The sequence below is a fragment of the Ruminococcus sp. YE71 genome (genome assembly GCF_900119155.1).
Taxonomy (GTDB): domain Bacteria; phylum Bacillota; class Clostridia; order Oscillospirales; family Ruminococcaceae; genus YE71.
Map to the genome: position 1 here is coordinate 100,563 of NZ_FPIR01000013.1, position 21,869 is coordinate 122,431.

15 protein-coding genes and 1 pseudogene are annotated in these 21,869 nt (G+C 44.9%); 11 read left to right on the plus strand and 5 right to left on the minus strand.

The features are described 5' to 3' along the window. The first annotated feature begins 189 nt into the window (after positions 1-189). The 7 genes from BT142_RS12620 to BT142_RS19610 all read left to right on the plus strand — a co-directional run bounded on the left by BT142_RS12620 (position 190) and on the right by BT142_RS19610 (position 12,287). Positions 190-1,884, plus strand: a complete 1,695-nt coding sequence (locus BT142_RS12620; protein WP_072418554.1) for an N-6 DNA methylase — start codon at positions 190-192, stop codon at positions 1,882-1,884. Between the two features lie 5 nt (positions 1,885-1,889). Next, positions 1,890-2,402: a hypothetical protein gene (locus tag BT142_RS12625; RefSeq protein WP_139182232.1), complete on the plus strand. Its 513-nt coding sequence runs from the start codon at positions 1,890-1,892 to the stop codon at positions 2,400-2,402. 11 nt (positions 2,403-2,413) lie between these two features. Beyond that, positions 2,414-4,192 (plus strand): type I restriction-modification system subunit M, encoded by a 1,779-nt coding sequence (locus BT142_RS12630; protein ID WP_072418555.1) that lies wholly within the window; start codon positions 2,414-2,416, stop codon positions 4,190-4,192. Continuing rightward, positions 4,185-5,462, plus strand: coding sequence for a restriction endonuclease subunit S (locus tag BT142_RS12635; protein WP_072418556.1), 1,278 nt, complete (start codon positions 4,185-4,187; stop codon positions 5,460-5,462). The genes BT142_RS12630 and BT142_RS12635 overlap by 8 nt, the downstream gene beginning before the upstream one ends. Before the next feature lie 5 nt (positions 5,463-5,467). Then, positions 5,468-6,268, plus strand: coding sequence for a hypothetical protein (locus BT142_RS12640; protein WP_072418557.1), 801 nt, complete (start codon positions 5,468-5,470; stop codon positions 6,266-6,268). Between the two features lie 40 nt (positions 6,269-6,308). Next, complete coding sequence (locus tag BT142_RS12645) at positions 6,309-9,362, plus strand: type I restriction endonuclease subunit R (protein ID WP_072418558.1); 3,054 nt, start codon at positions 6,309-6,311, stop codon at positions 9,360-9,362. Between the two features lie 84 nt (positions 9,363-9,446). Further along, a complete protein-coding gene (locus BT142_RS19610) occupies positions 9,447-12,287 on the plus strand; it encodes an ATP-dependent DNA helicase (RefSeq protein ID WP_072418559.1) in 2,841 nt (946 codons plus the stop codon). A 50-nt stretch (positions 12,288-12,337) separates the two neighbouring features. Here the strand turns inward: BT142_RS19610 and BT142_RS12655 are convergent, their stop codons facing one another. Then, the gene (locus tag BT142_RS12655; protein WP_072418560.1) at positions 12,338-12,550 is read right to left on the minus strand and encodes a hypothetical protein; all 213 of its coding nucleotides are present in this window, start codon (positions 12,548-12,550) and stop codon (positions 12,338-12,340) included. A 323-nt stretch (positions 12,551-12,873) separates the two neighbouring features. Here BT142_RS12655 and BT142_RS12660 point away from each other — a divergent pair, with 323 nt between their 5' ends. After that, a complete protein-coding gene (locus tag BT142_RS12660) occupies positions 12,874-14,247 on the plus strand; it encodes an AAA family ATPase (RefSeq protein ID WP_072418561.1) in 1,374 nt (457 codons plus the stop codon). Between the two features lie 174 nt (positions 14,248-14,421). Here BT142_RS12660 and BT142_RS12665 read toward each other — a convergent pair whose 3' ends face one another. The 3 genes from BT142_RS12665 to BT142_RS12675 form a co-directional block, all read right to left on the minus strand. Then, a complete protein-coding gene (locus BT142_RS12665; RefSeq protein WP_072418562.1) occupies positions 14,422-15,423 on the minus strand; it encodes a GGGtGRT protein in 1,002 nt (333 codons plus the stop codon). Positions 15,424-15,437: 14 nt separating this feature from the next. Then, a complete protein-coding gene (locus BT142_RS12670; protein WP_072418563.1) occupies positions 15,438-16,130 on the minus strand; it encodes an iron-sulfur cluster assembly scaffold protein in 693 nt (230 codons plus the stop codon). A gap of 237 nt (positions 16,131-16,367) precedes the next feature. Next, positions 16,368-18,095: a hypothetical protein gene (locus BT142_RS12675; RefSeq protein ID WP_072418564.1), complete on the minus strand. Its 1,728-nt coding sequence runs from the start codon at positions 18,093-18,095 to the stop codon at positions 16,368-16,370. A gap of 517 nt (positions 18,096-18,612) precedes the next feature. Between BT142_RS12675 and BT142_RS19135 the strand changes: the two genes are divergently transcribed. Then, positions 18,613-20,172, plus strand: a complete 1,560-nt coding sequence (locus BT142_RS19135) for a dockerin type I domain-containing protein (RefSeq protein ID WP_175444944.1) — start codon at positions 18,613-18,615, stop codon at positions 20,170-20,172. 45 nt (positions 20,173-20,217) lie between these two features. Here BT142_RS19135 and BT142_RS19140 read toward each other — a convergent pair whose 3' ends face one another. After that, positions 20,218-20,391 (minus strand): hypothetical protein, encoded by a 174-nt coding sequence (locus tag BT142_RS19140; protein WP_175444945.1) that lies wholly within the window; start codon positions 20,389-20,391, stop codon positions 20,218-20,220. A 225-nt stretch (positions 20,392-20,616) separates the two neighbouring features. Between BT142_RS19140 and BT142_RS12690 the strand changes: the two are divergent. Together BT142_RS12690 and BT142_RS12695 are read left to right on the plus strand one after the other, a co-directional pair. Then, positions 20,617-21,023: pseudogene (locus BT142_RS12690) on the plus strand (GNAT family N-acetyltransferase). Between the two features lie 5 nt (positions 21,024-21,028). Then, positions 21,029-21,850, plus strand: a complete 822-nt coding sequence (locus BT142_RS12695) for a methyltransferase domain-containing protein (protein ID WP_072418565.1) — start codon at positions 21,029-21,031, stop codon at positions 21,848-21,850. The last annotated feature ends 19 nt before the right edge of the window (positions 21,851-21,869 follow it).

The following is a 21,869-nucleotide window of genomic DNA, read 5'->3' on the forward strand; positions in this document are numbered from 1 at the left end:
AAGCACTGATGGTACAAGTCTAAGCGCATCAAAATCAACAAATTATTCCTTGTAAAATTGTGCATCCATACAATTATTGGTTTTAGGTTATAAATTACCAAGAAATCTATTGACATAACGATCAGCTTGTGCTATGATATAGTTACAGCAAAGGTTACGAATTACCTAAGATTATTAGGAGGGATCAAATTGAAATCTACAGTTGATATGATTCGAGAAATTTCTTATGAGCTGAGCGAGGCTTATCGTGGAAAAATAGCGTATAATGGTGGCGCTGTTATTTCTACAGCTTATGCTTTGAGCATAATTGGGAAAACGCCGACAGTCTCCACTGATTCGTTGGAGACATTCATTAAAAGCTCTAATGTATCCCCCGATGTTTCTGAGGTTCTTTCCAGAAACTTGAATGGCTTATGGGAAAAAGTTCTGAGTTTCATTGGCAGATTTGATGCGGACGTATTAAAAGAAGTGGTTCTCTATGATAATTCATTCTTTGAAATGAGCACCCCGGTATCTTTAGCAAATCTTGCAAGCAGCATACTTGAGATTAAGGAACATGACAAGGTACTTGATATCTGTTCGGGAAGCGCAACCTTTCCAATATATGCTTTGCAAGATACAAAAGTAAGTGAATATACCGGAGTTGAGATCAATTTCAACTCAAATGACGTGGCAATTCTCAGAGGAGCACTCCTCGGTGATAACTATTCCTTTGTGATCAATAATGCACTGACATATAAGTACCCTGAAAGCTATGATAAGATCTTTTCCAATTATCCTTTCGGTCTCAGAGGATCCGATCTTGATGAGTGCCGTCATGAATTGCAGGACTACTTTGGACTTGATAGTTCTTATATCTCAAGATGCTCATCTGACTGGCTGTTCAATGCGATCATCATTCGCTCACTGAAAGAAACTGGCAAAGCAGTGGCAATCATGACAAACGGTGCTGCGTTTAACAAGCCCGATATGTATATGCGTCAGTATTTTGCAGAGAACGGTTATATTGAAGCAGTTATCAATCTTCCCTCTGCCTTATTCATCGAAACTGCTATCCCAACCACTATGATAGTATTCAGTCATAACAACACTACGATCCGACTTGTGAATGCAGAAAACAGCTTTTCTAAGGAAAGCAGAAGACTCAATACACTTTCTGAAGATAATATCCGATTTATACTTGACTGTCTCCAAAACGGCGGGGATAACACGATAGATGTTTCTACGGCAGATATGCGAGAGCATGATTATAATCTCATGGCTTCACATTATCTTGAAAAGCCCGTTGTTGAAAACGGAGTATGTTTCGGAGATATCATCAAAAATATTGCAAGAGGGTCACAGGTAAAACCCGAATTACTGGAATCTATTAAATCTGTAATGCCTTCCAATTACAGGTTCATTTCCCTTGCGAATGTGTCGAACGGTTCTATAGATATCGAAGAAGGACAGCAGTATATTACAGAGCTGCCGAAGGCTCTTGAAAAATTTGTTATTCCTGATAATTCTATTGTTCTTTCCAAAATGGCATCTCCTACTTTCCGCTCCGCCGTTGTAAATTCCGATAATAATCATTCTATTATCGCAACAGGAAATCTCTACATTATTGAGATAGACGAACGCAAAGCTGATCCGTATTACATTCAGGCATTCTTTGACAGTATCGCAGGCGAAGCTGCACTGAGTTATGCTTCGGGTGGCACAGCCGTTAAAACAATCTCAGTAGAAGCAGTAAAGAATATCATGATACCGCTGCCGTCGCTTGAAGAACAGAAGGTTATAGCTCAGAAGTATCAGGCAGCACTTGATGAATATGCTGTGCTGAAACGAAAAATGAAAAAAGTATTGGAGAGAAAGAGAACACTGCTGGACAGCGAGGGGTGATCATCGTGTTGGATACAGAACGTCTTGAAGAAATAATAGACGCAGTCACCGAAAAGATTTACCTCGCCAACAGAACAGGAGAACTCGACCAACTGCTTAATGATTGGGGCTTTGGTGATCTGATACAGAATGAATGCTCCAGCAATGATTATTATGATACGCATAAAGACGGCAAAATCGTCGTTCTCGGCAGTTCGCAGGTAAAAGAACATGATCTGCTCGGCATCATAAAAAGCCTCGGTCTTGATAAAGACAGGTTTGAGTTTTGCCTTGACTATAAGGCGATAGAAACCTTTCAGTTCTCGAAAATGCAGTATAACCCCAATTACAGGCTTGTTATTGTCGGCCCGATGCCGCATAGCACAACCGGAAAAGGAGAAAGCCGCAGCACGATCTCAGAATTGGAGAATGGCAACGGCTATCCCAAAGTAATAAGGCTTGGCTCTAATGAGCTAAAGATCACGAAGACGAATTTCAAGCAGGCTCTGCAAGAGCAGCAGAATGCCCATTATATATAAGGAGTGAGAGTATGTCGATCAATTCTTTACAGAAGCAGACAAACATCAATATTCAGGAGAAAGCAAATCTCATATGGGAGATCGCTACACATCTTGTGGGACTGTTCAAGCCGCACGAATACGGCAAAGTCATTCTGCCGATGACGGTGCTGAAGCGTTTCGATGATGCTCTTGCGCCGACAAAACAGGCAGTCGTTGAAATGGGCGAAAAGCTCGCAGGCATGAAAGTTGAGGGTGAAGCCCGTGACGGCGTTCTCTGCAAGACTTCCGGATATTCCTTCTATAATACAAGCAAGTTCGATTTCAATAAACTGGTATCAGACCCCGATAATATCGAATCGAATTTCGAGAACTATCTGCAGGGCTTTTCCTCAAACGTCAAGGACATTATTTCAAACTTCAAGTTCACCGATCAGGTGCGAACAATGGCTGACGGCAATGTTCTGTTCGTGGTGATACAGGAGTTTATCTCCGCTAAGGGCGATATGGCACCCGACAAGATCACCTCTACCGATATGGGTTACATTTTCGAGGAACTTATCAGGAAATTCTCCGAGAGCTATGACGAGCAAGCCGGAGCGCACTTCACAAGCCGTGATATTATCTACCTTATGACAGAGCTGCTTATCGCTCCCGAAAAGGACGATATCAAGGCGAACGGCTGCACAAAGACCGCATACGATATGGCTATGGGTACCTCTCAGATGCTCGGTTGTCTGACGGAGCGCCTGACCGACATCAGCGAAGATGCCGACCTCACCTGTTTCGGAGAGGAGTTCAATCCTGAGACATACGCTATCGCAAAGGCTGATATGCTTATCAAGGGCGGCAACGCTTCGGGCATGATGTACGGCGATACGCTCAACGATGATAAATTCAGCGGCTACGAGTTTGACTACATCATTTCCAATCCGCCTTTCGGTATCGATTGGAAGCGTGAAAAGACAGAAGTCGAAGCCGAAGCTAAGAAAGGCTATGACGGACGATTCGGTCCGGGACTGCCTGCCATTTCCGACGGTCAGATGCTCTTTATGCTCAACGGTGTCAAGAAGCTGAAAGAGGGCAGCGGACGTATGGCGATCATTCAGAACGGCTCGTCCCTGTTCACTGGCGATGCAGGCAGCGGTGCTTCGGAGATACGCCGTTACGTTATCACGGAAGATATGGTCGAAGCGATCATTCAGATGCCGACAGACCTGTTTTACAACACGGGCATTTCCACCTATATCTGGGTGCTGACAAAGGGCAAGCCTGCACACCGTCTGGGAAAAGTTCAGCTCATTGACGCTTCAAAATGCTTTGTGAAGCGCCGCAAGAACATCGGCAACAAGCGTGTTGACCTTGATGACAAGTGCATTGAGCTTATCATGAAAGCCTACATGGAGTTTGAAAATGAAGTCTATACCGACGGCGAGCTTGTTGTGGAGTCAAAGACCTTCGACAATGATTTCTTCGGCTTTACAAAGGTGACTGTCGAGACAGCACAGGCAGATGAAAACGGCAAGGCTATCCTGAAAAAGGGCAAGCCGCAGGCTGTCAAGGGCGCAAGCGGCAGCGAGATCATTCCGCTTTCGGAGGATATTGACGAGTATATCGCAAAGAACGTCCTGCCGTACAATCCGCTGGCATTCGCTGACCGCAAGAAAGACAAGGTAGGCTATGAGATACCGTTCACAAGGCTTTTTTACAAATTTACCGCCCCGCAGTCCTTGGAGGATATCTTTGCGGATATCAAAGCACTGGAGGAGGAAGAAACAACACTGATGAAGGAGCTGTTTGGTAATGCGTGAGATGAAAGATAGCGGAGTGGCTTGGATTGGGGAGATACCCGAAACATGGTCTATAAATAAAATGAAGTATATCGGAACATATATAAATGGATACGCTTTTAAGCCAGATGATTGGGGAAATACAGGATTACCTATTATTCGCATTCAGGATTTAACAGGAAGCAATAATAATCCTAATTACTTCAATGGAAATATAGATCAGAAATACTATGTGAAAAATGGAGATATTCTTGTATCTTGGGCTGCAACATTAGATGCCTTTGAATGGAACAAGGGTGAAGGCTGGCTTAATCAGCATATATTCAAAGCTATTCCACAAAAGGATATTGTATCAAAACCTTATTATATTTGGCTATTAAAAGTAGCGATGTCTTACATGAATGATGATAATAAACATGGAATAATGATGCAACACATCACATTACCTGTTTTTAACAATTTTTCTATTGCAATTCCTCCTCTCGAAGACCAACAAAAAATCGCCGCCCACCTCGACCGCAAATGCACCCAGATAGACGCTCTCATCTCCAACGCACAGCAGCAGATCGAAAAGCTGAAAGCCTACAAGCAGAGCGTTATCACCGAGACTGTCACAAAGGGGCTTGATCCTGATGTGGCTATGAAGGATAGCGGGTATGATTTTATAGGCATGATTCCGGCTTCATGGGAGATTTGCAAGCTCAGACATATCGGTACACCTCAAAATGGCATCAGCAAGGGCGGAGAGTTTTTTGGAACAGGATTTCCTTTTGTGAGTTATGGTGATATCTATAAAAACTTCACATTGCCTGAAGCAGTTGACGGCTTAGTAAATACAACTGAAACAGAAAGAAAGCAATATTCCGTGGAGCGTGGAGATATCTTCTTCACAAGGACATCTGAAACCATTGAGGAAGTTGGTTTTTCGTGTGTGTGTGAAAAGACCATTCCTGATGCAACCTTTGCAGGATTCGTAATAAGAGTACGTCCGTTTAATGATAAACTGCTAACAGGATTTGCGAAATATTATTTCAGAAGTAGTCACCATAGATTCTATCTTGTCAAAGAAATGAATCTCGTAACAAGAGCAAGCCTGAGTCAGGGACTATTAAAAAGTATGCCCGTTTTAGTCCCAACAAAAGAAGAACAACAAGAAATCTCCGACTACCTCGACCACAAATGCTCCCAGATAGACAAGCTCATCGCCCTCAAACAGCAGAAGATCGAGAAGTTACAGCAGTATAAAAAATCCCTGATATATGAATATGTGACAGGCAAAAAAGGAGTATAATGATAATGGAAAAAGAATTTGGAAAATATACAGCTTTTGAAACTCTTTTAAGGATTAACAGCAACGAATGTAAGTATCATCCTTATAAGTGGTATCCGCACTCAATTGATAGTTTTAAAGCCTCGATTATTCTTGATTATAATGTAGAAGGGGCTGAAGCACTTTCAAAAAACTTAGCTTATAATTTGCAATATATACAATATCTTGAACTATGCTTCAAAGAACTTAAATTGTCGGATGTTTTATATACCATGCTTGTAAAAAATTATGTGATAACCGGAATGTCAATATTAGAAGGTATATTCACTAATCTTTTAAAATCAAAGAATCTATACTCAACAACAGACATTGAAAAAATATATGAATTCACATCAGGAATAAAAAATGTATCAGAAAACTGTTTTTTTGACGGGGAAAACAGAAAAATCGAACCAGAAGAACAAAAGCAGCAGCTTGAGATAAAATCGACAGTATATAAAAAAACAGAACGACATTATGAAGAAATGCATTTGCATAAAATGATTGAGGTAATAGAAAAGCATCGTAAAGACAATCCAAAGGTACTCGATGTTAGTCACACCATTTATACGCCATTGAAGAGTCTGAAAGAATTGAGAAATAGAGTTCACCTTCAGATTTCTCAACATAATACTGACCATGATTATAATGCTTTCTCATATATAGAAAAACAAGAGATGGGGTTTATTCTTTATCAAATATTAACCTCAGAAGGGATTTCACGAAATCCTGCAACTTTTGAATTCTTAGAAGTGAATTGTATAAAAGAAAATGACGAAAACCAGTAATGTCATAATGAATAAATATCAAAAAGTGGGTGATTGTAATATGGATACAAAAGAAAAGCGCTTTGAACAGGATATCGAGACTTTCTTCCTCTCCGATGATGGCGGATACGTTTCGCTGAAAAGCAGTCAGTTCGATGTTGACAAGTGCATCTGTATGGACGTGCTGTGCAGGTTCATCGAAAAGACACAGCCGAAAGCGTGGGCGAAATACCTCAAATACTACGGCGAGAACGCACAGGAAAAGCTCTATTTCCGCCTTGAAAAGTGCATCAGCGAACAGGGCTTGATCTACGTTCTCCGCCACGGTATCGAAGACCTCGGCATCAAGCTGAAAGTCTGCTACTTCAAGCCCGAAACCGCCCTCAATGATATAGATGTGGAGCATTATGAAGCGAATATCCTCGGCTGTACAAGGCAGTTCCGCTATTCTCCCCACAACACCAATACCATTGATATGGTGCTGTCGGTGAACGGTATCCCCGTTGTTTCGATAGAGCTGAAAAATCAGCTCACCGGACAGGACTATCAGTGTGCGATCAGGCAGTATAAGAACGACCGCAGCAGCAAGGAGTTCTGTTTCCGCCTTGACCACCGCTTCCTTGTGTATTTCGCAGTTGACCTCTATGAAGCGTGGATGACAACACAGCTCAAAGACGGAAACACCTATTTTATGCCGTTCAATCAGGGTTCAAACGGCGCAGGTGTCAGCGGCGGCGCGGGCAACCCCGACTATCCCGACGGCTATGCAACGCACTACCTGTGGGAAGAAGTGTTGCAGCGTGATTCCCTCATGGATATTCTTTACAGGTTCGTTTCCCATGTCAAGGAAAAAGATGAGGAGACAGGCAAGCTGAAAGAAAAGCTCCTGTTTCCCCGTTATCATCAGTATGATGTAGTGCGGAAAGTCCTTGCCGATGTCAAGGAGAACGGTTCGGGCAAAAACTACCTGATTCAGCACAGCGCTGGTTCGGGCAAGTCAAACTCTATTGCGTGGATCGCCTATCGTCTTGCGTCCGTCCACGATGCAAACGACGAGGGAATATTCGATTCCGTTATCGTAGTCACAAACCGTGTAGTCCTCGACGGACAGTTACAGGATACGATCAACAGCTTTGAGCATAAGGTCGGTCTCGTTGAAGCGATCGACGATAAGAAAAATTCACACAGCCTTGCAGAAGCGATCAACGATGGAAAGAAGATCATCATCAGCACCGTGCAGAAGTTCCTGTTTGGCTACAAGGATATGGACAGCTATAAGGGTAAGAAGTTTGCTATCATCATTGATGAAGCACATCAGGGACAGAGCGGCGAAAGTGCCAGAATGCTCCGCAGAAGCCTTATCGACATTGGTGTAGCAGTAAAGGAATACGCAGAGGAACAGGAGATCGACGTGGAAGATGTTGACCTCACCGATGAATTTATCAACAGCGTAGTAGGTCAGGGCAGACACGCAAACCAGTCTTTCTTCGCATTCACCGCAACACCGAAAGGTCCGACGATAGAGGTGTTTGGAACTGAGTATATCGGCGCTGACGGTACACCAACAAAATTGCCGTTCCATGTATATTCTATGAAGCAAGCAATTGAAGAAGGTTTTATTCTTGACGTGTTACAGGACTATACCACGATCCGTGAAGCATTCAAGCTCGTGAAGGTTTCCGAGGACAATCCTGAGCTGATAGAGGGTGCGGCATCGAAAGCGCTGTTCAAGTATTATAAGAAGCACGGCTATACGATCACACAGAAAACAGAAATGCTCATGGCGAATTTCCTTGCAAACGGCAGATTCCAGATCGGCGGCAAGGGCAAAGCAATGGTCGTTGCCGACAGCAGAGCCAACGCAGTACGTTATTACCTTGCAATCAAGCAGTACCTGAAAGATCACCCGCAGGAATCGGCAGGCTGTGATGTTATGATCGCATTTTCAGGCGAGATCACGCTGGAAGAAATGCCAATGGAGAAGCCGTTTACCGAAGCCACTATGAACCTTGACGAAAACGGAAAGTGCATCACAACCGATAAAAAGTTCAGAAAAGTGTTCCACAGCAGTCAGTATAATATCCTCGTTGTAGCCAATAAGTATCAGACAGGTTTTGACGAACCGCTGCTTCATTCCATGTATGTAGATAAAAAGCTGAAAAGCGTAGCAGCCGTGCAGACACTTTCCCGTCTAAACCGTACTTGCTTCGGAAAGGCAAGCACCTTTGTCCTTGACTTTGAAAATACCGAGGAAAACATCAAAAAAGCATTTCAGCCGTTCTATGAGGAGTCTTCTATGGAAGGCGCAACAGACCTGAATGTGGTGTATGACCTCAGAAACAAGTTGAACGAGTATATGCTGTTCAATTATGATGATGTCGAGAAGTTCAACGACTTTATGTCAAAGCAGACAGGGAAAGGGCAGAATGCAGCAGCACTCGGCAAGCTCGCAGGAATGTTCCGTCCTGTGATTGACAGATACAGAGATCTTTCCGAGGACGATCAGTATGCAGTCCGTGACTATCTCCGCAAGTTTACAAGAACTTATGCGTATATCACCCAGATCGTCAGACTGCACGACAAAGACCTGTTTGCTGAATATCTGTACACTTCCAATCTTCTGAGACTGCTTCCGAAATCAGGAAAGGATATCGTTGATATAGATGACAAAGTCAGACTGGAATATGCTAACCTGAAAGAAACGCATACCGGAGCGATCATACTCGATGAAAAGAAAGTTGTATGGGTTCCCGGCGGAGCAACTGCTCCCAAGAAGCCCAACAAGAAAAAGGACACTTTACAGAGTATCATAGATAAGGTCAACGAACGATTTGACGGTCAGTTCACCGATGCAGACAGGGTTATTATCGAAGGTATCTATCGTATGTTTATGGACGATAAAGACGTTAAGAAATTCAAGAAATACGCCAGCGACAACAGCACAGAAATGTTCGTCAATTCCCTGTTCCCGGAGAAATTCAAGGAGATCGTTACACAGTGTTTTCTTGATAACAACGAATCATTCCAGAAGCTGTTCAACGATCCTGAGTTTTATCAAAAAGTGCAGGATGTTATGGCAAAAGAGTTGTATAAGTCGTTGAGAAAAGATTCATAAGATTTAAGAGCCGTATGTGAGTTAAGCTCCTAACGGCTCTTATAGGATAAAATGTAAATCTGTAACAGAGAGGAGAAAAATATAATGGATGCACCTTTACGCATAGACGAGCAGATAATGAACAGTGACAGAGTTATTTGCCGTCATATTGATAGCATAGAAAAATCTACAATTGGAGAAATATCTCAGGACATTCTTTCGCATCTTCGCCATTTTGTCGAACATATTATGCTGAAGATTTATGCCAATGGAGAGGATATCGAAGATTCACATGAAAATGTTCAAAAAGCAGTAAAGTATGTTAAAAGCCAGATGAAATTGAAGCATATTGCACGTTTTCATCGTTTCTTGCAGGTATCTGTATCTCATAGAACTTTAGCAGAAGAAAATGCTAATCGATTGATGCTCAAATATTATGAATATCTTCTGAGAATAAAGAATTATCTTCAGGACAATTATTCTATGGAAGTCCTCCATAACCTTGAAAAGTTTCCTATTGAAATAGATGATAGTTATAAAGAATACTATGAGAAGATTTCTGAGAAAATTGAATTATACCATACTCCTATAAGAGAAGGATTTCGATTTGACCGGTTTTATATCCAATCAATAAAGCCATTTTTTGTAAACGGGAAAATATACTATGAAGTTGCGTTCATACCGGCAAATGATAAAGCAAGCAAAACAGATCGGATCATTGCGTTTACAGACATTGAATTATCCGATTATTACGCTGTCAGATTTGCTATAGCCAATAATTCAATTGAAATTTTTGGAAAAACCATGCCCATACGAGTTATTGTCAATTGGGAAGTGAATATTCGTCCTTGTGAATTCTATAATTTTGCAAAACTGATTTACAAGAATGCCCCTAAGTTATCTAAAGCCGAACAGAAGCATTTATCACAATATTTAACTGATACCGGAGCCAATTTATCCGAGCTCCTTGATATTTCAGATGAAGCCTTTGCTAATTTACGCGGTAAAATCGTTCCAAATTCAAGTTCCACATTTTTCTTTGATATTCTGGATTATTGCAGAGAGCTTTTACGAAATCAAAGCCCAGGAGCTAATATCCTTAAGTATCTATTATTTCATATGACAAATAGGATAATAAAAGCACAATACAAGGAGCAATGGAAATGGGATTATTATAATGGTTGTTGGGAATACATAGGTCAAAACTCTTTGCTTTCTGATCTTTATTTAGCAAATGAATGTATACCTTTTGATAATATGCCATTTTGTTCTGCTCTTAGAAAACACGTTCCGAGCATTTCTGATATATTTGATTGCTTTGAGATATCAGGACGAGAACATGAGATTATTGCTTGGTTTATCAGGCATAATACAGAACAAAAAGGTATTCTTTTCACAAAATTAGAAAAGAGTGATGACGGGAAATATAAATTATTGGATTTTGAAGATGTTGAAAGCCTTGTAAATGTTTATAACAGCCGACTTTATAAGAATCGTACTCAACAAGCACGAAAGCTTATCATAAAAAATGATTTTATTTTTATAGAAAGCTATAAAGAAGATACGGTTTCTATAATTCAAACTGTAAAAAGCCTGACCACTAATGGAATTCCTAATCACGCTAACACAGCGAAGCATTGGATAGATACTCAAGATAATAGCGATCTGTCAGATGAGAAAAAAGATGCCTTAATCAATTTGTTTGATAAATCGAAAGTGGCTTTGATTTATGGTGCAGCAGGAACTGGAAAAACGACATTGATCAATTATATTTCAACATTTTTCAAGGACTACTCTCGGTTGTACTTAGCTCACACAAATCCAGCGGTAAACAATTTGAAAAGAAAAGTGAGCGCATCATCAAAATGCAATTTTATGACTATCACCAAATTTAATAATCCGTATGCTAAAGATGTAAAAAGAGATTATGATATTCTCATAATAGATGAGTGTAGTACTGTAAGTAATAAAAGTATGAGAAAGGTTCTTGAACTTGCTCAGTACAAGCTTTTAATTTTGGTAGGAGATATATACCAGATCGAGGCTATCGAATTTGGAAATTGGTTTAATGCAGTAAGATTCTTTATTCCTCCAACATCAGTATGCGAATTAAAAAAACCATTTAGAACAGAAAGTAAGCAATTATTAGACCTATGGGATAATGTCAGAAAAATGCAGGGTAATAATGAGGATAGTGATGTTCTTGACAGATTACAAGCAGGTGAGTTTTCGGCAGAACTGGATACTTCAATATTCACTTCTGCAGCAGAAAATGAAATTATACTTTGCTTAAACTATGGAGGACTTTACGGTATTAATAATATCAATCATTTCATGCAAGAAAACAATAACGGTAAAGAGATTTATCGTGGCATACAAAGATACAAAGTCGGTGATCCTATTCTATTCAACGATGCTGCCGATTCGTTTTTTAGCAGTGATGAAGACGAAGTTCCTGTTATTCATAATAATATGAAAGCTAAAATCGTAGATTTCGCTGTTTTAAATGAAGGTCAGGCAAATGAGTCGATTCAATTTGATGTCGAACTTGATAAACCTCTTATAGAATTAAATATGGATAATCGTAACTTCAACATCATAGGAACGAACCAGGAGGGAAACTCGATTATTCGGTTTGAAGTCTTTAAGAATAAAAGCACTGACGAGGACGATGACGAAACTTCAAGGGCTACGGTTCCGTTTCAAATAGCTTATGCTGTCTCAATCCATAAAGCACAAGGTTTGGAATATGACTCTGTTAAAATAGTTATAACCGATGAAATAGATGAACTTATAACTCACAGCATATTCTATACTGCAATTACTCGTGCTAAGAAAAGACTGAAGATTTATTGGTCTAAATCTGTTGAACAGAAAATACTTGAAAGAATCAAGCCTATTGATAACCGTCAGGATATCGCATTATTGAAAAGCGAAATAGTCTGAGGTGATTTTAGGAGGGCGAGCTGCCGTTACTGACACCTCGCCCTCTTAGATTATTTGTCAGCATCACTGCACTCGTCAAGTCCGTGAAGTAGCTGAATGTATACGCACTCCGCACGTTCATGTTCCTCGCCGTCCGTAGACATCATAAGTTCAAGGAAATATGCCCTCGCTTCCTCATAGTCCGTCCAGACCTCACGTCTGCCGTTGCAAATGGTAGTGACCTTGCGTGACTTCGGCATTGCCAATTCTGAGATTTTCAACATAGCTGTGACCTCCATAAGTTTTATTGTAGATACATTATATACCACAGCAAACCAGGAGTCCAGCTCTGCGGCAAATCTGTAACTATTCTTGTGAAATGCGCAGCAATACCGACACTTTCCCCAGTGCATAATAACGTGAGTGATAGTATCGCTTACCTGTGGCATACTATCAATAACAGATCATCAAATCAAATCCATCGGTTTCTGAATAACATTTCACTGAATTTTTATTCAGAAACTTGACAATGGCAAAGCGCTGTGGTATAATATCATTATACTGAAAAAACATTCAGAGAAAATATTTTCAGAAAAGATGTGATACTATGTTTATCGGCAGAGAAAAAGAACTCCGGCAGTTAAATGCCGAGCTTTCCTCATGGAAACGCAGGACAGCGGTGCTGGTCTACGGCAAACGCAGAGTTGGAAAATCCACGCTTTTGAGCGAAGCTGCAAAGAGCTTTGAGGGTGTCGTCATCAACCATATGTGCGTGACAAGCACCTTTGAGGGCAATATGGAGCTGATCTATCAGAGCGTTTCGGAGGGGCTCGGACTGCCGAATATCCGATTCGGCTCTCTCTTTGAGATGATGGACTACCTGAAAACACTGGACAAAAAGATACTGCTCATCATTGACGAATACCCCTATCTGAAACAGACCAAAAAGAAAAACGAAGTGGATTCCTATATGCAGGCGGTCATTGACAAACTGCCCGAAAATGTCAAGCTGGTGCTCTGCGGTTCGTATATCACAGTGATGAAGGAACTGCTCGAAGAGGGCAATCCGCTGTTCGGCAGGTTCTCGCTGATACAGCATATCCGTGATTTCGATTACCTTGACGCAGCGAAATTCTATCCCGATCTTTCTGTTCGTGACAAGGTCGCTTTCTATGCGGCGTTCGGGGGAAGTCCCTATGTTCTGGAAAATCTTGACACAAGTCTGCCCCTCCGTGAGAATATCGAACGTCTGCTGCTGCCCGAAACAGGTCTGGTGCGGTCACACATCGAGAATGTCATGCTCAGGGAAATACAAAAGTCATTTGATGCACGGATACTGGAAATACTCGGCAACGGCAAGAAGCGTTACAGCGAGATACGGGACAAAATAGCGAACAGCGAGACAGGTCTGCTCGATAAGCAGTTGAAGATACTTCTCGACATGGAGACTATCCAAAAAACCGAACCCATCAACCGCCGAAATGACAAGAAAAAGCAGTTTTACGAGATCGTGGATAATCTGATGCGGTTCTATTTCACGTTTATTTTCGGCAAGGCGGGGACGATCGCCCGTATTGGTGAGGAGCAGTTCTACAACCGAAATATTGATGCTGTGCTGGAGCAATTCGTCAGCAGACGACTTGAAGGCATCGCTCTGCAATACTTCCACAGAGCTGCTATTCTCGGTAAATACCCTGATATTGACGATTTCGGCAGCTATTGGTACGATGACCCTGCCACCAAGACCAACGGCGAGTTTGACTGCGTGATACGGCGTGGGGAGCAGTATGATTTCTACGAATGCAAATACTTCGATCGCCCCATGACGCTTGAAGAATGCCGTCAGGAAAAGGAACAGCTTGACAGCATCAAGGGCATCACCGTGTCGGGTGTGGGATTTGTCTGCACGGGAGGATTTGATTTTGAGGGTGCTGAGGGATTCACACTCATTGACGGAAAAACACTTTACTTCAACGAATGAAAAAAGCCGCCGCTCAGGACGAACCTGAACGGCGGTTTATGATTCTTGTCATCCGATTTTGTCATCCGTCTTGTCATCCACTTAGAATTTAGGGTGACAAATGGGTGACAAATCGCATTTTCGAGCTATTTGGCAAATTTTGTTAAATTTCTGAAATTGCAGAAATGCCGTATTTTAGCCCTTCATAGCCTCTTCAACAGCAACTGCGCAAGCAACTGTTGCACCAACCATCGGGTTGTTGCCCATACCGATAAGTCCCATCATCTCAACGTGAGCCGGAACAGAGGACGAGCCTGCAAACTGAGCGTCAGAGTGCATTCTGCCCATAGTATCGGTCATACCGTAGGAAGCAGGGCCAGCAGCCATGTTGTCGGGGTGGAGGGTTCTGCCGGTGCCGCCGCCGGAAGCAACAGAGAAGTACTTCTTGCCAGCGTCGGTGCGCTCCTTCTTGTAGGTACCTGCAACGGGGTGCTGGAATCTGGTCGGGTTGGTGGAGTTACCGGTGATGGAAACGTCAACGTTCTCCTTCCACATGATAGCAACGCCCTCGGTAACATCGTTAGCACCGTAGCAGTTTACCTTAGCACGGAGACCCTCGGAGTAAGCCTTGCGGAATACTTCCTTGACCTCGCCGGTGTGGTAATCCATCTCAGTCTCAACGTAGGTGAAGCCGTTGATACGAGCGATGATCTGAGCAGCGTCCTTGCCGAGACCGTTAAGGATAACTCTCAGAGGCTTCTGTCTTACCTTGTTAGCCTTCTCAGCGATACCGATAGCGCCCTCAGCAGCAGCGAAGGACTCGTGACCTGCGAGGAATGCGAAGCACTCGGTATCCTCCTCAAGCAGCATCTTGCCGAGGTTGCCGTGACCGAGACCGACCTTACGCTGGTCAGCAACGGAGCCGGGGATGCAGAATGCCTGGAGACCCTCACCGATAGCAGCAGCAGCGTCAGCAGCTCTGGTGCAGCCCTTCTTGATAGCGATAGCGCAGCCTACGGTGTAAGCCCACTTAGCGTTCTCGAAGCAGATAGGCTGGATGCCCTCAACGAGCTTGTAAATGTCAAGACCCTTTGCCTTACATACCTCAGCACACTCCTCGATGGAGTTGATGCCGTACTCCTTGATTACAGCAAGGATCTGCTTTTCTCTTCTCTCATAAGATTCAAACAATGCCATTTTACTGATCCTCCTTAATCCTTTCTGGGGTCAACGATCTTAACAGCATCTGCGACTCTGCCGTACTGACCCTGAGCCTTTTCAAATGCGGTGTTAGCGTCGTCGCCTGCCTTTATGAAGTCCATCATCTTGCCGAAGTTTACGAACTTGTAGCCGATGATCTCGTTATCCTCATTAAGAGCAAGACCGGTAACATAGCCGTCAGTCATTTCGAGGTAGCGGGGACCCTTTGCAAGAGTGCCGTACATAGTGCCGACCTGCGAACGAAGACCCTTACCGAGATCCTCAAGACCTGCGCCGATAGGCAGACCATCCTCAGAGAATGCGGACTGCGAACGGCCGTATACGATCTGTAAGAACAGCTCTCTCATAGCAGTGTTGATAGCGTCACATACGAGGTCAGTGTTAAGAGCCTCAAGAATAGTTCTTCCGGGAAGGATCTCGGAAGCCATAGCAGCAGAGTGGGTCATACCCGAGCAGCCGATGGTCTCAACGAGAGCTTCCTGTATAACGCCCTCCTTAACATTGAGAGTCAGCTTGCAGGTACCCTGCTGAGGAGCACACCAGCCGATGCCGTGTGTGAATCCGGAAATATCCTTGATCTCCTTAGCCTTGACCCATTTTGCCTCCTCCGGGATCGGAGCAGCGCCGTGAGCAACGCCCTGTGCGATAGGGCACATTGTTTCAACTTCGTGCGAATAAATCATTGATATATACTCCTTTCGGTTTTTGGTCAGTGCATAACTGCCTATACTAATTTTACTACAAAACACGTCCCTTTTCAAGGGTTTTAACAAAAAATTTTAAATTTCGGTTAATTTATGAACACACACGGAGAAAACGCGCGAAATATGGCGATTTGTACAGATTGAGCCGTCGTTTTCCGTTAATGATGAACTAAAAATGCCATACCGCAAACAGTATCGGTATGGCATTTATTTCGTTTATTTATTGCGCTTGTTGAGCTTTCTCAGCGAGTGTATCGAGTAGCATATCTGACCGAGGCTGACAAGCACAAGTCCGCCTGCAAAAATTATCTCGGGAGCGACTTTCTTACCCGTACCCGGGTTGCTGTCAGCGGAAGTCTTGGCGGTCGAAACAACAGTCTCTACGGAGCTCTTGCTGTCGGTGCTGCTGCCTGTGGTCGTTGACGTGCCTGCTGTCGAGCTCGTGCTTTCCGAAGAAGTCGTGTCGTCAGCCGCCGCGGAGCTTTCCCCGCTCGAAGTGCTGTCCGAAACGGAAGCCGTGCTGTCAGTGCTGCTGCTGTCCGAACTGTCCGACTGAGATGAACTGTCCGCGTCGGGCAGGGAAGCGGAAGTCTCCGAACTTTCCTCGAACGAGCTGTCGGCTGTGCTTTCGGCGGTCTGCACATCGGCGCTGTCGTAGCTTTCTTCCGACGACGTATCTTCGGCAGAAGAAGTCTCGCTGTAGTCGGTCTGTTCTTCCGAGCTGCTGTCGGTCTCGGAAGATGGATCCGCGGTCTCAGAAGAAGTATCATCAGCCGCTTCGGAAGCTGTACCGCTCGGAACGATACTTACCGAACTTATCGCAAAAGTGCTGTCATGGCTGAGATAGTAGACCTGCACCGCGATGTCTCCGTACACATCCGAAAGGTCAACATCCTCGGCAGTCCAAACCGTTTCGCCGACGCTTTCCTCGCTCTCGAAAACAGTCCAGCCCTCGGAAGTCTGCATACCTATGCCGCCCACAACAGTATTGGTCGAAACGATGCCGACGCTGATATCTACAGTGCCGCTCTCGTCACCGCTGATGAAGTCGGAAGGCGAGAAGGTGAACTGCAACGGGTCTTCGTTGGTATAGTCGGTGCCACCCTGTTCGTGTGTGAAGAGATAATCCTCATTATCTGTGTCAGCGGCGCTGTCTGTAGTGCTGCTGCTTTCGTCGGTATCCGCATCCGAAGAGTCGTCAGTGTCGGAAGAATCATCCCTTACGTACTCGGACTCGGTCTCGGTCACGCTGCTGTCATCGGGAAAATCGGGAATGATCGTCGTCACGGGAATGACAACATCGGGCAGGGAAGCGGTCGTAGTGGTGGTGACTTCCTCAGTGGTCACGGCAGTTGTCGTCGTAGTCTCTTCCGACGAATCATCGGGCTCGGAAACGGTCACGGTCGTAACCTGTTTCTTCTCGGTAGCCTCTATCACGAACGGGTCGGAAACTCCGCACTGCTTGTAATCGGCATTGATAAAGTCGATACCCGAAGCGTAGACGAGCGTATCAACGTCCGTCCAGAACGCGATATCACCGTTATAACCGTCGTTCACAACAAAAGTCAGAAAAGCGATATCAGTGTCCTTGAGAACGTTTTTGCAGGAAAGGTCAGCGCCTGTTATCCTGACGGTTTCATTATCATATTCAAAATTTGTCACGAGCGTGAAATCGCCGCCGACATTGTAGCTGCTTTCATCGGGGATGATGAGGGTCACAGCTTTGGGGTCGTAATGCAGGTCGATGGTGAATCCGCACGCGCCGATGTCATCGGGTCTGAACTCTACCGTAAGGTTGAAGCTGTCGCCGCTGTGCAGTTCTTTTGTGTCGATCTCCAGTGCTATCTCGTTTTTTTGTGTAGCGGAAACGGTCGTGACCGCCGAAGTAAGTGTCAGCAGGGCTGATGCCGCCGCAATGGCTCGTTTGTGAAACTGCTTGTTCATTAAATTATCAGTCCTCTCTCAGAAGCGCACAGCGTTTTCAGGTGCTCGCGCGGAGAACTTCTGAGAACTCCGCGCTCGCATTCTGAAAATATAAAAAAAATTACACAAGTCCGAAGGCAGATCGCGTTTTTATACTTATTCACGATTTGGCAAATTCTTTTGACTGTTTTTCTCCAAACCGCAAAGGTTACGCAATTATTACATCCGGTAACGAAATTATATCACATTTAATACTATTAAGTCAATATTTATCAATGTAGAATTTTCAGCATATTATTTAGTGATTATGCCAAAAATTCGCTATTTTTTGAATTATATGTCAAAAATGTCAGTTTGCTGACACATCGGTAAATCAAAGCTTTTTGGCAATTTAGTTACGTTTTGTAACTTATTTTTATGTGCAAATATCAATCTGGTGTTAATACGATATGAATATTTCATGCTTGACAAAAAGCTTTTTGGTGTTGTATAATATGTTTACATCACTGCAAAATATGTCGAAAGGAGTGCTTGTGATATGAAAAAGGTGAAGCTGAGGGTCATGTCTGCTGTCTCTGCCGCAGTTTTCGCGGCGGGTCTTGCATCGCTCTGCGGCACGGAACAATTGAAGGCATCGGCTGACGACTGGACGTTCGAGTCGTACATGGACGAACAGGGCTTCCCCGAAAGTTACAAGCCCTTCCTTCGTGAGATGCACGAATACCATCCGAACTGGATATTCACCGCTCAGTATACGGGTCTGGATTGGTCGGACGTCCTCGCAGAGGAGAGCGTTATCGGCAGAAACCTCGTTCACGCCGAAGCCCCCGCTTCCTGGAAATCCTGTGAAAAGGGCGCATACGACCCGCTCAACAACTACTGGTACGGTCTCGACGGCACCTGGGTTGCGGCTTCAAAGGAGATCATCGCCTACTACCTCGACCCCCGAAATTTCATCTCCGAAGACCATATCTTCATGTTCGAGAACCAGTCCTACAACCCTTCGGTACATACCATCGACGGCGTTCAGGCGATACTGAACGGCACTTTCATGGATGGCACATATACCTGTCCCGACACTCAGGAGACCTTCGGCTACGCCCAGACTTTCATGGATGCCGCCGCCGAATCGGGCGTTTCACCTTACCACCTCGCGTCGAGATGCCGCAATGAACAGGGCGTTTACGGCGCACCGCAGTCCCTCGGCACGGTCGCAGGCTTCGAGAATATCTTCAATTTCTTCGATATCCAGGCGTATTACACCTCGACAATGACCGCAGGCGAGATGGGCTGTCTCTTCGCTTCGACCTATGACCCGTCCTACTATCTGCCCTGGACGAACCAGTATAAGTCGATAGTCGGCGGTTCGATATACCTCGGCAACGGCTACATAAACAGGGAACAGGATACCCTATATCTCCAGAAATTCGACGTTTTTGACGGCGGAAACGGTTTGTTCTATCACCAGTACATGACCTGCGTTTTCGGACAGGCTACCGAAGCGGTCGAGATGCGCAACGCCTACACCGACGAAGTGCTCTCATCCTCCCTCGAATTCAAGATACCCGTTTACGAAAATATGCCCTCAGACCCCTGCGAAAAGCCTGCGAGCGGTTCCTCCAACGACAATCTCCTCGAACGTCTCGACGTGCTCACCGACAGCGGTTTTGATATGCTCCCGAATTTCTACCGCTATTCCGACACCTTCGACATTACCGTTGACAGCTCTATCTCCGCGCTGACCTTCAAGGCTCAGCCCTACAGCTCGGAAGCAACAGTCAAGGGAACGGGACGCATCAAACTCAATTACGGCCTGAACACTGTCAAGATAGTCGTTACATCGGGCAGCGGTCTCAAACGCACCTATACCGTGAACGTCACAAGGCAAAACGATACATCGTTTCTCAAAGGCGATGTCAACGGCGACGGTCTCGTGAACGTGACCGATTCGCTGACGATAATGAATTACACAGCAGGCAAGATCAAGCTGAAAAACGATCAGCTGAAACGTGCCGATGTTGACGGTTCAAAAGTCGTCGATGTACGCGATGCTCTGCGCATCATGCAGTTCACATCGGGTAAGATAACCAGTCTGTAAAATACACAAGCCCCGCAGCCGATCTTTCTGCGGGGCTTGTTCATGTCACGAGAGAATGTCTGCGATAGCGTCGGTTATGTCGCCGATAGCCGACACCATGTTTGAAGTCTTGCGCTTCAGCTTGCGCATCGTGCGGGTCTTTTTGTTCGACAGCGCATAGACAGTGCTTCCGACCGCAATACCTGCGCTCACTCCCTTGCTGATTGCCGAAATGCTCATAAAGATCACTCCTTTTTTGTGGAATAGGCTTGTATGCCCTTGCTAAAATAATTCCCGAAAAACAGGGCAAATATCCATGTAAAAATATAGTATCCCGTGCTTGACAATTGTCTGGCGGTGTGCTATAATTAATTACCGCCTTTTCGGCAGTAATACATGAACATTCGGAGACGGAAAATGATAGTTACAGAGCGATTGAAAATATATCCGGCTGATAAAGAACAGATGCAGCGCTTCATCGAGTCGGAAAATGATGAAGAGCTCAGATCGGCATACTCGGAAATGCTCGCTGGGTGTCTCGAATTCCCCGACAAGTGGGAGTGGTACGCCATGTGGCTGATCGAACTTCATGACGGCACTCACATCGGCGACCTGTGCTTCAAGGGTATCGGTGACGACGGTGTACCAGAGATAGGCTACGGCATTCGCGACGCTTTTCAGGGCTGCGGCTACGCTTCGGAGGCGGTGAAGGGAATGGTCGGATGGGCTTTTCGCATCCGTTTGTGACGGCAGTCGAAGCGGAGACCGCCCCCGATAACAAGGCATCGCAGAGGGTCCTCGAAAAGTGCGGATTTGTCCCAAATGGCAAGATCGGCGAGGAAGGACCCCGCTACACTATAATAAGGAGCTGAAGACCATGTTCATATGTCCCGTCTGCAAAGGCAGGCTGAAAGAGAATAAGTTCGGGTATGCCTGCAAAAAGGGTCACCGTTTCGATGCGGCGGCGCAGGGCTATGTGAATCTTCTCGACGCCAAGCACGCCCCGAAGTCGGCAGGGGATAACCCGATGATGGTCAAAGCGCGTACCGATTTTCTTTCCCTAGGTCTTTACCGACCTCTTGCCGAGAGGACGGCGGCTATCATCTCCGAGCGTCTCGCCGACACCGACTCGCCCGAGATACTCGACTGCGGCTGCGGCGAGGGCTACTACACCAACATCTACGCCGCCGCGAACCCTAAAGCGTCGGTCTACGGCATGGATCTCGCGAAAACGGGTGTGCGCCACGGCGCTTCGCAGGCGCGTGAGAAAGGTCTCTCAAACGTCCGCTATGCGGCGGCTTCCTGTTTTGAACTGCCCTTTGCCGATCGTTCCGCCGACCTTATCGTGTGTACGTTTGCTCCCGTGAGCAACGCCGAATACGCCCGCGTGCTTAAAAAGGGCGGCAGTCTTATCATCGTGTGTCCGTCGCCGAAGCACCTCTACGAACTGAAAGCAGTGCTGTACGACGAGCCGTACCTCAACAAGCCGAACGATTATCAACTCAAGAGCTTCGCGCCTGTTGACAGTGTACGCCTTGAATACGAAGCCGAACTCCCGTCGCAGAAAGCGATAGCCGATCTGTTCGCGATGACTCCCTACTACTACAAGTCGCCGAAAGAGGGCACAGAACGGCTCGCGAAGCTCGAAAAGCTCGGCATCACCTGCGGATTTGATATTCTTATTTTCCGTAAGAAATAAGGTTTGCCTTAAAATATTA

What these genes read in the sequence shown, in the direction of transcription:
- BT142_RS12670 (WP_072418563.1), bottom strand. Translation starts at nt 16,130, where the DNA reads ATGATTTATTCGCACGAAGTTGAAACAATGTGCCCTATCGCACAGGGC.
- BT142_RS19135 (WP_175444944.1), top strand. Translation starts at nt 18,613, where the DNA reads ATGAAAAAGGTGAAGCTGAGGGTCATGTCTGCTGTCTCTGCCGCAGTT.
- BT142_RS12645 (WP_072418558.1), top strand. Translation starts at nt 6,309, where the DNA reads ATGGATACAAAAGAAAAGCGCTTTGAACAGGATATCGAGACTTTCTTC.
- BT142_RS12695 (WP_072418565.1), top strand. Translation starts at nt 21,029, where the DNA reads ATGTTCATATGTCCCGTCTGCAAAGGCAGGCTGAAAGAGAATAAGTTC.
- BT142_RS12655 (WP_072418560.1), bottom strand. Translation starts at nt 12,550, where the DNA reads ATGTTGAAAATCTCAGAATTGGCAATGCCGAAGTCACGCAAGGTCACT.
- BT142_RS12635 (WP_072418556.1), top strand. Translation starts at nt 4,185, where the DNA reads ATGCGTGAGATGAAAGATAGCGGAGTGGCTTGGATTGGGGAGATACCC.
- BT142_RS19610 (WP_072418559.1), top strand. Translation starts at nt 9,447, where the DNA reads ATGGATGCACCTTTACGCATAGACGAGCAGATAATGAACAGTGACAGA.
- BT142_RS12640 (WP_072418557.1), top strand. Translation starts at nt 5,468, where the DNA reads ATGGAAAAAGAATTTGGAAAATATACAGCTTTTGAAACTCTTTTAAGG.
- BT142_RS12675 (WP_072418564.1), bottom strand. Translation starts at nt 18,095, where the DNA reads ATGAACAAGCAGTTTCACAAACGAGCCATTGCGGCGGCATCAGCCCTG.
- BT142_RS12660 (WP_072418561.1), top strand. Translation starts at nt 12,874, where the DNA reads ATGTTTATCGGCAGAGAAAAAGAACTCCGGCAGTTAAATGCCGAGCTT.
- BT142_RS12665 (WP_072418562.1), bottom strand. Translation starts at nt 15,423, where the DNA reads ATGGCATTGTTTGAATCTTATGAGAGAAGAGAAAAGCAGATCCTTGCT.
- BT142_RS12630 (WP_072418555.1), top strand. Translation starts at nt 2,414, where the DNA reads ATGTCGATCAATTCTTTACAGAAGCAGACAAACATCAATATTCAGGAG.
- BT142_RS19140 (WP_175444945.1), bottom strand. Translation starts at nt 20,391, where the DNA reads ATGAGCATTTCGGCAATCAGCAAGGGAGTGAGCGCAGGTATTGCGGTC.